The sequence below is a fragment of the Pseudoalteromonas sp. SG44-1 genome (genome assembly GCF_014164315.1).
In the GTDB taxonomy this organism is placed as follows: Bacteria; Pseudomonadota; Gammaproteobacteria; order Enterobacterales; family Alteromonadaceae; genus Pseudoalteromonas; species Pseudoalteromonas rhizosphaerae.
Window position 1 is genome coordinate 36,704 of the sequence record NZ_JACJEW010000036.1, and the last position, 13,453, is coordinate 50,156.

Genomic DNA, 13,453 nt, shown 5'->3' on the forward strand with positions numbered 1-13,453 from the left:
CTATTTATAGCAAGTTAATTTACCTGGCTTTTGAGCCAAGCATCCACACTTTTACGGGTATATAGAATATCCTTGAACAAGCGGTGACGTTGAAACTCAAGTAGTTTTTCTTTACTATTTTCACCACAACTTAATTGGCTGTGATTGTCGTTAAAACGTGAAATTAAAGAAAAACCACGATCTGACCTATCAGGCGCTTTTTTTACAATCTTGCTAAGTTCAGACCTTACATCATCAGCGGTCATAAACCCTGAACCCTCCAGGCCCATTAACTCTTTTTTCATGGCTGATCTAACACCCATTTTAAATCTCCAGTACTGCGGCATTTGTAATAAAATGACCAACTAAATATCGAATACGACACGAATAGCAAATTACAGGCCAGCTACTGACGCGGATACTACGCTTGAATTACTACCGTTTTTTTAAAGACGGTAGAAAATTCAAAAAAGTTTCAGGTTAATTCTATTTAATGCCCTGTATACTTTTGGCAGCTTGATGCAAAAGTCGCGCACAGCCTTTATACTACAGGCTGTGCCCTACCTTAATGAGATCAAACATGAACGACGAATATATTGAAATTGAATTAGAAGAAGAGCCAATTGAGCTATGCAAACTCTTAAAAGTTCTTGATTTAGTCGAAGGTGGCGGCCAAGCCAAAAACCTTATCACTGAAGGCTATGTTGGCGTTAACCATGAAATTTGTACAATCAAGCGGAAAAAATTATACAGTGGCGACATTCTTGAATTTGATGGTGAGCAATTTCAACTGACATTAAGCGAAAGTGCTATTCCAGCAGAGCGCGCTGTTACATCAACGCAACCTGAACCACAACAAAGTGCAGAGCCTGCTACTAACGCGCCTGCTAAAGCTAAGCGTAAACGGACCAAAAAACCAAAAGTGGATGAAAAAACAGGCCGTCGCCCTATTTCATTCGGCTAATCCAATTTAGACTACGTGCAACTTGTAAAAGTAGCCGTAGTCGCCTTTAATAACTTTTTAAATAATAGTTTAAAAGGTAATGTATGACTCCTCCGCACTGGTTAAAATCTGTCGCTTGGGCAGCCCTTATTTGGAACTTGCTAGGGGTAATTGCATTCATTATGCAAATGCTCATGACTCCAGACATGATAAGTAAACTCCCTATAGAACAACAAGCTGCATATTCAAACACACCAATTTGGTCAACTATTGCATTCGCTACCGCGGTTTTTGGTGGGGTATTAGGCTGTATTTTATTATTACTTAAAAAAGCCCTTGCTCGAGTGCTTTTTGCGCTCTCACTCGCTGGGATTTTTATCCAGCAATTTTATAATTTCATTGTTATTAATAGTATTGAATTACTCGGTGCCAGCGCGGTGTTTATGCCAATATTCGTAGTCGTAATTGCAATTATCCTGCTACTGCTAAGCCACAAAGGCAAACAGCAAGGTTGGCTACTGTAAAACACGCTATTGAGTTGCTATTGTTTTACTGCTGACGCTTGAAATATAAATTTTCAGCATCATATATACCCTATTACTTGTATAAAAATCGTGCAAAAACACACTGGTATGTACTTTGCATTTTAATTATTCAAAGAGAGGTTACATTTACCACTTAAGTACCATTTAAGGATATTCATCTAACTTAGGGGCACATAATGAACAATAGTTTTGACACCCAAAAACAACTCACTATCAACGGTGAGCAGTTTCATATCCATTCACTGCAAGGTTTAGGCGATAAAGCCAAGCGACTGCCGTTCTCGCTCAAGATCCTAATCGAAAACTTACTGCGCAATGAAGACGGCGTAAATATTAAAAAACAAGATATTGAAGCGTTGCTAAACTGGGATTCACAAGCCAAGCCCAGTGCTGAGGTAGCATTTACACCCGCCCGCGTGGTGATGCAAGATTTTACTGGCGTACCAGCAATCGTTGATTTAGCCGCAATGCGTGACGCCATGGAAAAACTCGGTGGCGATCCTGCGAAAATAAACCCACTCTCTCCTGCCGAATTGGTAATTGATCACTCTGTACAAGTAGATGGCTATGGTAATGATGGCTCATTTGATTTAAATGCCAAGCTAGAATATGAACGCAATAAAGAACGCTATGAGTTTTTACGTTGGGGGCAAACAGCCTTTGATAACTTAAAAGTAGTGCCGCCTGCAACAGGGATCGTTCACCAAGTGAATTTAGAATACCTTGCTCGCGTTGTCTTTAACGAAGACCGCAACGGGCAAAAATTTGCTTACCCAGATACCTTAGTTGGTACTGATTCTCATACTACCATGATCAATGGCTTAGGCGTGCTTGGCTGGGGTGTAGGTGGTATTGAAGCAGAAGCCGCAATGCTCGGCCAGCCAATTAGCTTGCTGATCCCGCAAGTGGTGGGCATGAAGCTCAGTGGCCGCTTACCTGAAGGCACCACAGCGACCGATTTAGTGCTGACCGTTACTGAAATATTGCGTAAGCATGGCGTTGTCGGTAAATTTGTAGAATTTTATGGCGATGGCCTTGCTGATTTACCACTAGCCGACCGCGCAACCATAGCCAACATGGCACCGGAATACGGCGCTACCTGTGGTATTTTCCCTATCGATGATGAAACAATTAATTATCTTCGTTTAACCAACCGTGATGAAACACAGCTAAAACTGATAGAAGACTACGCAAAACATCAAGGTTTATGGCGCAACGATGGCGATGAAGCAAATTACACCGACAAGCTCGAATTAAACCTAAATGATGTAGTGCCAAGCCTTGCCGGTCCGAAACGTCCACAAGACAGAATTGCCCTTGATCAAGCTGGCGAAGTTATTGCCAATCATTTAAAAACCTTTCAAGATGAACGTCTTGCTAAGCGCGACGATAGTGATGAACAGCAATCACGAATTGAAGGTGAAGGCCCTGTCACTAATCCTGATGAGCCAACCAACGAAGCGCAATTTATGGGCGCAGCAAAGGTTAACTTTAAAGGGCAAGAATTTGAGTTAAAAGATGGCGCTTGTGTAATTGCTGCCATTACTAGCTGTACCAACACTTCTAACCCAAGTGTGATTTTAGCCGCGGGTTTAGTCGCGCAAAAAGCTCGCCAGTTAGGAATTAACGTAAAACCTTGGGTAAAAACATCACTGGCACCTGGCTCACAAGTGGTCACTGACTACTTAAAAAAAGCAGGCCTGATGGATGATTTAGATGCACTTGGCTTTAACCTAGTAGGTTATGGCTGCACTACCTGTATTGGTAACTCAGGTCCGCTTGCCGATGAGATCAGTGAGGCAATTCAACAACATAAATTAGTAGTAAGCTCTATTTTATCGGGTAACCGTAACTTTGAAGGACGTATTCACCAAGATGTGAAAATGAACTTTTTAGCCTCACCACCTTTAGTTGTCGCCTATGCGATTGCAGGTCGTACTGATATCGATGTTTATAACGAGCCACTTGCGCAAGATGCTAATGGTAACGATATTTACCTGAAAAACATTTGGCCTAGTGTCAGCGAAGTGAATGAACTGGTGAAAAAAACCGTCACTAAAGAAATGTTCGCTACCAGTTACGGTAATGTTTATAAGGGTGATGATCGCTGGCAACAAATCAAAATTCCTGATGGTAAACTTTATGACTGGGATGATGCCTCAACGTATATTAAAAAAGCGCCGTTTTTTGATGGCATGACGACAGAACCACCAGGCATCCCTACTATTACGGGTGCTCGCTGTTTAGCAAAACTTGGCGATTCCGTCACTACTGATCATATATCCCCTGCTGGTGCAATTAAAGCAAGCGCGCCTGCTGGCGAATACTTACAAGAAAATGGCGTAGATAAATCGCAATTTAACTCATACGGTTCTCGCCGTGGTAATCATGAAGTAATGATGCGCGGTACATTTGCCAATGTACGCTTAAAAAACTTGCTTGCACCAGGCACCGAAGGCGGTGTAACGCGCACTCAACCTGATGATGAGCTTGCCAGTATTTACGATGCTGCAATGGCGTATCAACAGCAAGGCGTGCCACTCGTTGTGCTTGCCGGTGCTGAGTATGGTACGGGTTCATCACGAGACTGGGCAGCGAAAGGTTCGCTATTATTAGGTATTAAAGCGGTCATTGCGCAAAGTTATGAACGTATTCATCGCTCGAACCTAATTGGCATGGGCGTGCTACCACTGCAATTTAAAGCAGGTGAGAGCCATGAATCACTGGGGTTAACAGGTCAAGAGCAGTTCGATATCGAAGGTCTCTACGATAAAACCAAGGAAGTTAGTGTCGTTGCCACCAATAGCGAAGGCAAAAAACTAAGCTTTAGTGCCGATGTCCGTATTGATACCCCCAAAGAGTGGGATTACTACAAACATGGCGGCATTTTACAGTATGTATTGCGTAATATGTTAACTAGCTAATTAATCTATAATATTAGGGCTTTGCAAAATTAATTTGCTTAGCCCTTAATTTTTTGATGTAAAACAAGTCAGCTTACTCATTATTAACTACACTTAATTCATCTTATCATTAACGCCTGCATACTATGACCGAGCAAAAGATCATCAAAGTACTAAAAGTATTTATTGTCCTTGGCATATGCCTTATTGTGACTGGACATTATTTATTAGTGTCTGATCTGTTTGGTGAACAAAATAGTATTCATGGCATTATTATCAGCGCCGCTTTTATTGCTATTGGGGTGCTATTTTCTCTGCCTACAAAAATTTACCTCACTATTGTTTTAATGAACATAGAGGCTGTACATGACCAACATGTATAGCAGCAAGGTCTTGCAATTAATCAAACCATTTAACACCTCTAAAACTTTATTAATAGCGGCACTTTTAGTGCTTTGCTTACCCACTCAATTACGTGCAAATGAAAAACTGATTATTGCATCCGGTAATTTTGCACCTTATTTCATGCAAGATAACGTAACCGGTAATGGTTACTTCGATCAGCTTGTGGTTCAAGTGTTACGGATACAAGGCTATCAAAACCCGCAGTTGGTGCCGTTAAATAATGATGCTATTCAACGCTACTTCAACAATAAAGTCGCTGATATCGCGATCAACTATACGGCACAACCAGCTGCACACGCCTTTACTTCTCGTTATCGTGTGCGATTTATGAACCGCGTGACCATGCTCCGTTCTGCATGGACCGAGAAAGTAACTACGCTGAACGATTTGAAAAATTTAAGAGTCGGTAGTTTTATAGGGGCGAGCGATATCTTTGGTGCTGAGTATAAAAATATGGCGACACAGGTATTCACTCACTATAGTGAAGTAGGAAATCAACAAGCCCTAAATAAACAGTTACTTACCAATAAGATCGATGTCCGTATCGGTGATTATTTAATGCTCTACTGGCATACATCAACAAACACCCAACTTGACCCTACAAGTTTTATATATCGCGATATTTTAAACTATCAAGGCTCTTACATTGTTTTTCAAGATAAGTCTGTCAGAGATAATTTTGATGAAGGCCTGACAAGGTTAGTTGCTTCAGGAGAACTAATGATAGCTACTGAGCGTTGGTTAAAAGCTTATAACCTGCCAATCATTAAGCAACAATTTTTTGTAACACAGCCCGAAAAAACACAGCAAAACAACGCTATTGAAGCAAATTAATGCGTCTCATCTAACGATTTAGTACGTTGCTCTAACTGCTCTTTCACTTGCTCTGCATCTTCAAACAGCTTTTTCATCACCACGGGATCATAAACACTGCTTGAGTTTGGCATTAAAGACATATTAGTTGTTTTTGAGGTACCTTTTAAAATAGACGTATCTTCTGCGGCAGTTACCGTAATATCACGCGGATCTAGAATTACTTTTTCACTTGTACCGTTAGGATTAGGCTGATCGGAGTAATGCCATTGCCCTTGCTGATCTTGCCATTTATAAATAACGGTCGTTGCTACTGAGCTTTCATCGGTAATTGATTCAACAACTTTTTGACTAGTCTCACTGACCAATTTGGCAGCTATAGCAAAGGTGTCACTTGATAACTCAACCATTTGCTCTGTTAGCTGATTTGATTTACTACTAATACCATCACTGGTTAACCACGTTTGGCCATCGGGTCGTTGCAAGTAAAATAATGCCGCGACACTGATCAGCAATACCATAATCGCTAGGTACGCAAAATACTTCATCTTCAATCCTTTGAGTTAAATTTTTTTCTTTCTATTTTCTTACTATCATTGATAGCGAGCTATGATTTTAGCTAGGTCACCATTATCTTTCAAGCTTTGTAAAAAATCATTAAATTCTTTTGCCCGCTTCTTGCCACGCTCAGTATGTGCAAATTGTAGCTGCAAAGGCGCCTCACCGACATTAAAAGCACTTACACCAAGAGCTGAGAATTTAGGGTATTTATTGACGTACCAATCAAAAACCGCGCGCGACATAATAGTAAAACGTCTACTAATATGGTTATCATTATAAAGACTCTGTAATACATCTAGATCCGAATAAAAGTTCTCACGATGTAGGATTTGATCACGCACCAATGGCTCATATTCAGGATATACATAACCAAAGCGCCCTAGCAGTACACCATTATGCAGCACTTTTTCATCTTGAAAATCACTGGGGTTTGCACCATGGGTCACCACCATGACATCTTCAACCATCACAATTTCTTGACTCCAATAATACTTATGGGCTGTCAAGAGCCAACTTTCAGATTCCATACGCGCATCAACCTCACCATTACAAACCATTTTCTCCGAGCGCATTTCAGGGACATATGTATACTCAATAGTAAGGGAGTGCTGCTCAGCAAACTGGGTTATTAACTCATTCAACAGTCCTTTTTTAGCGCCTCCAATAATGTGATATGGGGGATAATTCTCATCAGGTAACGCAACACGAAAGGTGTCAGCAAAAGAGTGGTTTGGAAAAAATAAAAACAAGATAGCAAAGTATCTATTCATCAATGATGCACACAAAGCTAATGGCTACTTACTTTATACTGTAGTCAAAAAAATAAAGCACAGCTAGTAGGCTGCGCTTTAGGAATTTAATGATAACCGTAAGATTAGATCCCATCACCATCAATGTGTAGGCCACATTCGCGGTTTAGACCAAAAAAACGGGTCTCTTCTTCGGTCATACCTGGCTCTAGTTTACGCGTAGTATGCACATCGCCCATTGACACATAACCTTGCTCCCATAATGGGTGGTATGGTAAGTCATGTTTAGTCAGGTACTGATAAACATCGCGATTTGACCATTCAATGATTGGATAAACCTTTACCGTGCCACGGCTAATTTCAACAACTTGCTTGTCAGCACGTGTCGATGATTGGTCACGACGCAAGCCGCTAAACCAAGTACCTGCATTTATATCTTTTAATGCGCGAGTCATTGGCTCAACTTTATTAAGCTGGTTATATTGTTTAATACCCGCTTCGCCTAGCTCCCATAACTTACCAAACTTGGCTTCTTGCCAAGCTGGGCTTAACTGCGACTTATACACTTTCAAATTTAGTGATAAGCGTTCGGTCATTTGCTCAATAAACTGATAAGTCTCTGGAAATAAATAACCTGTATCAGTTAGCACCACTGGAATATCGGCTTTTTGTGACGTTACTAAATGCAACATTACCGCGGCTTGAATACCAAAGCTTGATGATAAAAACTGCGTATCTGGCAAGTTTTCCAGTGCCCATGCTACACGCTGTTCAGCGCTCATATCTTTTAATATGCCGTTAGCATCAGCAAGCAGTGTTACTTGGCTTTCTTTATCAAGCTGTAAAATGTTTTTAAATTCACTCATAGTAAATTCCAAACCTTAGCAAGCGCGAACGCTTGCTTTAAATTATGCGTAGAAATCGGTGACTGAGACTTTAACTTCAGCAACAATGCCTTTGCGGATCACAAAATCACCAAAACATTCGCCGTCGTTACGCTCACTTGCCCATTGACCTATTAATTTATCAAAGGCCTCTAAATACACGTCTTCACCGACATTCTCTAAATACAACTTAGGAATACGAGTACCTTCAAGATTGCCACCTAAGTAAACGTTATATTTGCCAGGTCCTTTACCCACCAACCCTGCTTCAGCCAACATTGCGCGGCCACAGCCATTCGGGCAACCAACAACACGCATGATAATACTATCATCAGGAATACCGTGTTTAGCAAGCAGCGCTTCAGTTTTTTCAATTAAGCTTGGTAAATAACGCTCGGCTTCCGCCATCGCTAAAGGGCAAGTCGGCAGTGAAACACAGGCCATTGAGTTTTTTCGCTGCTCTGAATCTTTGTCATCAATCAAACCGTGTTCACGCGCTATTTTTTCAATTATTGCTTTTTGATCAGCAGGCACACCGGCAATGATCAAGTTTTGATTTGCCGTCATACGAAAATCACCTTGGTGAATTTCAGCAATTTTACGACAACCTGTTTTCAGTGGTTTACCCGGAAAATCTAAAATACGACCACTTTGGATAAATAAGGTTAAGTGATGCTTACCATCAATACCTTCAACCCAACCAATGCGATCGCCACGATGAGTAAACTCATAAGGGCGGCTTGGTGCAAATTTAACCCCTGCACGTTGCTCTACTTCCGCTTTAAATACATCAGTACCTACACGATCTAAGGTGTATTTAGTTTTTGCATTTTTACGGTTTGAGCGATTACCCCAGTCGCGCTGTACAGACACCACATGCTCAGCAATTTTTAGCGTATCTTCGAGTGCGATAAAACCAAAATCATCGGCTTTACGTGGATACGTTGCAGTATCACCGTGGGTCATAGCAAGACCACCACCTACTAGCACGTTAAAACCAACTAATTTACCGTTATCAGCAATCGCGACAAAGTTTAAGTCATTCGCATGCACATCCACTTCGTTGTTCGGTGGAATAGTCACTGTGGTTTTAAACTTACGTGGTAAGTAAGTTGAACCTAAAATTGGCTCTTCTGTGGTTTCGCTTTTTTCGCCGTTTAGCCAAATTTCAGCATACGCTTTAGTTTTTGGTAACAAGTGCTCAGAAATTTTCGCTGCCCACTCATACGCTTCTTGATGCAGCTCAGATTCAACCGGATTAGTAGTGCATAGTACGTTACGGTTTACATCACCCGCTGTTGCGATAGAGTCAATGCCCACGCTATCCAACATTTGGTGCATGCCTTTTATATTTGGCTTTAACACACCATGAAACTGAAACGTTTGGCGAGTTGTTAAACGAATACTACCGTAGCTGGTTTTTTCATCAGCGAACTTATCAATTGCTAACCATTGCTCTGGCTTGATGATACCGCCAGGCATACGTGCACGTAACATGACGTTGTGTAATGGCTCAAGCTTTTGCTTAGCACGCTCACCACGAATATCACGGTCATCTTGCTGATACATACCGTGGAAACGAATTAACTGAAAGTTATCCGCAGTGAAACCACCGGTGATCTCATTTTTTAAGTCTTGTTCAATTGTGCCACGTAAAAAGTTACTTTCTCTTTTCAAGCGCTCGTTATCAGAAAGCTTTACGTTTTTATCTTGTTCGCTCATGTTTAATCCTAAATTTGTTACAGTGACGGCTGTTAGCTTTTAATAAAATAAACTACGTGCGCTTAGTACACGTCTTTCTGATAGCGGTTAGCGCTGCGCAAATCTTTCAAGTATTGATCTGCATCTTCATAGCTCTTACCTGTGTTCTCGCTAATAATATCAACCAACGCATTGTGCACGTCTTTTGCCATTCGATTAGCGTCACCACAAATATATAAATGCGCGCCCGCTTCTAGCCATGCAAATACGTCTTTGCTGTTTTGGCGTAGCTTGTCTTGCACGTAGACCTTCTCTGCTTGGTCACGGCTAAACGCCACATCAACTTTACTTAGTAGCCCTGATTTTAAGTAACCTTGAATTTCTACTTGATATAAGAAATCTTGGGTAAAGTGTGGGTTACCAAAGAATAACCAGTTTTTACCGGATGCTTCGCGGGCATCACGTTCTTGTAAGAAAGCACGGAACGGCGCAATACCAGTACCAGGGCCGACCATGATCACTGGCGTTTCGTCGTTAGCAGGTAAACGGAAGTTATCGTTATGCTCGCTATATACTTTTACTCTACAGCCTTCTTCGGCACGACGTGCTAAATAACCCGAACAACCACCTAAGTGCTCACTACCGAATGCCTCAAATTCAACTAGACCAATGGTTAAATGCACTTCATCTTCAACCTCAGCTTGGCTTGAAGCGATAGAATATAAACGCGCTTGTAGTTTGCGTAGGCAATCAACTAAAGTTTGTGCTTCAAGCTTGGCTGGATTTTGGCGGATCACATCATAGATTTGACGAGGCTCGATGTATTCACGCATTGCCGCTTTATCTTCAACCAGCTTTAATAACTCAGGTGTGCCTGTCGCTATCGCGTACTTTTCCACAAAACCTGGGTATGATTGAGTCAGCTCTAACTTTTCAATTAAGGCATCACGAATGCTTAGCTCTTCATCAGCGATTTTAACTTGGCTTGCAGCATCAATTTGCGTCAGTGTCAGTACTTCATCAACCAGTGCTTCATCATTTAAGAAGTACACACCCAGCGAGTCACCCGGTGTGTAAGTAATATCAGACCCTTCCAGTGAAATCTCAACATGGCGCACATCTTTGGTTGAATCTCGACCGGTGATCTTTTGCACTAGGCTAAGCTCTGCTGGAAATGGGTTTTGCTTGGTATATTGGCTGGCAGCTGTTGCTGGTGTACCAAATGACACCACTTGCCCACCTGTTGCGCCTTGCTGTGCTTTTAAATCAGGTTCAAATGCATCAAGTGCTCCGCTGATCCAGCTGGCGGCTTCATCATCGTAATCAACGTCTAAATCAGCACGCTGGTAAATGGTTTCTGCACCGAGCTTATTTAAGCGCTGTTCAAAGTCTTTTGCTGTTTGACAGAAGAACTCATAGCTTGAATCACCTAAACCTATAACCGCAATTTTAACGCCATCAAGCTTAGGTGCTTTTTTGGTTGCTAAAAACTCATGTAATGTTTCGGCATCTTCCGGCGGCTCACCTTCACCGTAAGTAGAAACAACGACAGTTAAGAATTTTTCTTTTTTCAGGGCCGTTGGTTTGTAATCAGCCATGCTAACTAACTTAACAGCTAAACCACGAGACTCCGCTTGCTCTTTGAGCTTAGTCGCTACACCTTTTGAATTACCGGTTTGTGAGCCATATAAAATGGTCAATGCAGCTGCATCTCCAGCACTTGGCGCAGCACCTACAACACCACCTAAGGCCGCCGTATTGGCATTCGCAGCAAGATAGCCACTTACCCAAGCTTGCTGAATTGGATTAAGCTCAGCCACTAAACCTTGCAGCTTTTGTACTTGCTCTTGCGATAGCGGACTTGCCGCGGCATTGAGTTGACCTAACAACATGAATTAATTCCCCGTAACCCTGAAAGTTATCTGCAAAATGATCACTGATTACAGTAATCACTTTGCCTAAAATTTGTGTCGCCTTTAAGGCAAATAACTCAGCCCCTAAAGATTTCTCTGAGTGTGAAGAATAACGGGGTACGCGCCAATAAAAAAAGAATAGAATCTGCTTTGTTATTCCATTTAGTTATTAATTTATAAATTAACCAGTAAAAACAGATTAAAAGGTAAAAATAACCGCTGATGATTTCAGCACCACGCTTAGCCGATCAGAAATATCATACAAAAATTTATTCACTTCATTTTTTTCAAAATACAAATTAACTTTTTTGCAACAAATCTTGAGTAGGCTATAGTGGATTTGGCCACATTCTGTGCGCCGACTATAAATACAATAAGGAAACACTATGTCACACGGGGCATATAGAAAACTCATACTCAGCAGTGCTATGTTAGCTACAGCACTTCCCTGCATGGCCAGCATTAATAATGGTGACTTTGAAAACTGGTCAAGTAATAGCCCAAACGGCTGGAGTACGATTGACTCAGGCATTACACTATCAGCTTCAAATACCATAGTGAATTCAGGAGCTCTTGCTGCAAAAGTAGTGGTTAATACCGCTAGTCAAAGCAATACTGATTTACTGCAAGAAGTTACTGTTGAGGCCGGCAAAAGCTACTTATTCTCAAGCTGGGTTTACCACACTGAAGGCGGTGTTAAAGCGCGTCTCATTGCCGACGGTTATCAAGGCTACTCAAACCCTGCACTTTTAAATCAATGGCAACAGATCAGCTATACATACACAGCATCAAGTAACACGACCATTAGCGTTGGCCTACGCTTTTATGATGTTAGCGGTTTTGATGGCAGTGAAAGTGTTTATGTTGATAATTTCACACCAAACGCTGCTGGCAGCACACCAACACCGACCGGTTGTGCTGATAACACTGTTAGTTTAGCGCTCACCACAGATAACTATGGCGAAGAGACAAGTTGGCAAATTACTAATGCACAAGGCACACCCGTTGCATCTGGTGGCAGTTATAGCGGCAATAACAGTTACACTGAACAAGCTTGTTTAGTAGATGGCGATTATACCTTTAGTATTTTTGATAGTTATGGTGATGGCATTTGCTGTTCATTTGGTAACGGTAGTTACGCGCTCACATTTGAGCAAACACCTCTTGCAAGCGGCAGTAGCTTTCAAACTAGCGAAGCAACGCCATTCACACTGGGCGATGATACTAACCCAGAAACGCCCCCCACAGAGCCAAGCGGTTATTATGTCACCGTTCAAGGTTTAACAGGCTACGCTCTAAAAACAGCACTATATAACATCGTTAAAGACCACAACTCACAGGGTTATTCTGCAATTTGGAGTTTTTACGATCTTGCTTCACGGGATAAGTACTTTGAAAATGACAATTCAATACTCGATCGCTATTCAGAAAATCCCACCGGTCAAGACAGCTATAACTATGTCGCTGTAAGTGATCAATGCGGCACTTACAATAGTGAAGCTGATTGTTATAACCGCGAACATTCATTTCCGAAAAGTTGGTTTGGCGGCACAAATGAGCCTATGAACTCAGACGTACATCATATTTTTGCAACCGATGGTTATGTTAATTCAAAACGTAGCAATTACCCATTTGGCGAAGTAGGCAGCGCCAGTTTCACCTCAAGCAATGGCAGTAAACTTGGCAGCGCAGCAAGCTCGATTAATTACTCAGGCACAGTATTTGAGCCAATCGATGAGTTTAAAGGTGACTTTGCTCGCGCCTACTTCTATATGGCAACCCGCTACGAAAACGTCATTGGTACTTGGCAAAACAACACCACGGCTAGTAATGCCGTGCTTAACGGCTCTAGTAACCAAGTGTTTGAGAATTGGGTAGTGACTATGTTGGTTAATTGGCATAACGACGATCCAGTCAGTCAACTTGAACTAGATAGAAACCAAGCCGCTTATGAGCATCAAGGCAACCGCAATCCATATATCGATCATCCAGAATTTGTTGAGATGATTTGGTAAAGGTCAGCGGTCAGCGGTCAGCGGTCAGCGGTCAGCGGTCAG

The 13,453-nt window shown here is 41.8% G+C and carries 12 protein-coding genes; 6 read left to right on the forward strand and 6 right to left on the reverse strand.

Annotated features, from left to right (window positions below):
* Nucleotides 1–14: 14 nt before the first annotated feature.
* Complete coding sequence (locus H5187_RS16125; RefSeq protein WP_182718976.1) at nt 15–302, reverse strand: hypothetical protein; 288 nt, start codon at nt 300–302, stop codon at nt 15–17.
* Nucleotides 303–559: 257 nt separating this feature from the next.
* Here H5187_RS16125 and H5187_RS16130 point away from each other — a divergent pair, with 257 nt between their 5' ends.
* The 5 genes from H5187_RS16130 to H5187_RS16150 all read left to right on the forward strand — a co-directional run bounded on the left by H5187_RS16130 (nt 560) and on the right by H5187_RS16150 (nt 5,609).
* Complete coding sequence (locus H5187_RS16130; RefSeq protein ID WP_182740374.1) at nt 560–943, forward strand: RNA-binding S4 domain-containing protein; 384 nt, start codon at nt 560–562, stop codon at nt 941–943.
* 83 nt (nt 944–1,026) lie between these two features.
* On the forward strand, nt 1,027–1,446 hold the full coding sequence (locus H5187_RS16135; protein WP_149980456.1) for a hypothetical protein: 420 nt from the start codon (nt 1,027–1,029) through the stop codon (nt 1,444–1,446).
* A gap of 197 nt (nt 1,447–1,643) precedes the next feature.
* The gene (acnA, locus tag H5187_RS16140; RefSeq protein WP_182798035.1) at nt 1,644–4,391 is read left to right on the forward strand and encodes an aconitate hydratase AcnA; all 2,748 of its coding nucleotides are present in this window, start codon (nt 1,644–1,646) and stop codon (nt 4,389–4,391) included.
* 125 nt (nt 4,392–4,516) lie between these two features.
* Nucleotides 4,517–4,753: a hypothetical protein gene (locus H5187_RS16145; RefSeq protein WP_149980454.1), complete on the forward strand. Its 237-nt coding sequence runs from the start codon at nt 4,517–4,519 to the stop codon at nt 4,751–4,753.
* Nucleotides 4,737–5,609 (forward strand): ABC transporter substrate-binding protein, encoded by an 873-nt coding sequence (locus H5187_RS16150; RefSeq protein ID WP_182718974.1) that lies wholly within the window; start codon nt 4,737–4,739, stop codon nt 5,607–5,609. The genes H5187_RS16145 and H5187_RS16150 overlap by 17 nt, the downstream gene beginning before the upstream one ends.
* Here H5187_RS16150 and H5187_RS16155 read toward each other — a convergent pair.
* From H5187_RS16155 to H5187_RS16175, 5 genes are all read right to left on the reverse strand, one after another.
* Entirely contained in the window at nt 5,606–6,136 is a 531-nt protein-coding gene (locus H5187_RS16155; protein WP_182798036.1) for a DUF4124 domain-containing protein, read from the reverse strand. The genes H5187_RS16150 and H5187_RS16155 overlap by 4 nt on opposite strands.
* A 45-nt stretch (nt 6,137–6,181) precedes the next feature.
* Nucleotides 6,182–6,919: a transporter substrate-binding domain-containing protein gene (locus H5187_RS16160; protein ID WP_182718972.1), complete on the reverse strand. Its 738-nt coding sequence runs from the start codon at nt 6,917–6,919 to the stop codon at nt 6,182–6,184.
* A gap of 104 nt (nt 6,920–7,023) precedes the next feature.
* Nucleotides 7,024–7,764 carry a phosphoadenylyl-sulfate reductase gene (locus tag H5187_RS16165; RefSeq protein WP_182740371.1) on the reverse strand — a complete coding sequence of 247 codons (741 nt, stop codon included), beginning with the start codon at nt 7,762–7,764 and terminating at the stop codon, nt 7,024–7,026.
* Between the two features lie 42 nt (nt 7,765–7,806).
* Entirely contained in the window at nt 7,807–9,504 is a 1,698-nt protein-coding gene (gene cysI, locus H5187_RS16170) for an assimilatory sulfite reductase (NADPH) hemoprotein subunit (RefSeq protein ID WP_149980449.1), read from the reverse strand.
* A 62-nt stretch (nt 9,505–9,566) separates the two neighbouring features.
* Nucleotides 9,567–11,375: an assimilatory sulfite reductase (NADPH) flavoprotein subunit gene (locus tag H5187_RS16175; protein ID WP_182798037.1), complete on the reverse strand. Its 1,809-nt coding sequence runs from the start codon at nt 11,373–11,375 to the stop codon at nt 9,567–9,569.
* A gap of 407 nt (nt 11,376–11,782) precedes the next feature.
* Here H5187_RS16175 and H5187_RS16180 point away from each other — a divergent pair, with 407 nt between their 5' ends.
* Nucleotides 11,783–13,411 (forward strand): endonuclease, encoded by a 1,629-nt coding sequence (locus H5187_RS16180; protein ID WP_182798038.1) that lies wholly within the window; start codon nt 11,783–11,785, stop codon nt 13,409–13,411.
* Nucleotides 13,412–13,453: the final 42 nt, after the last annotated feature.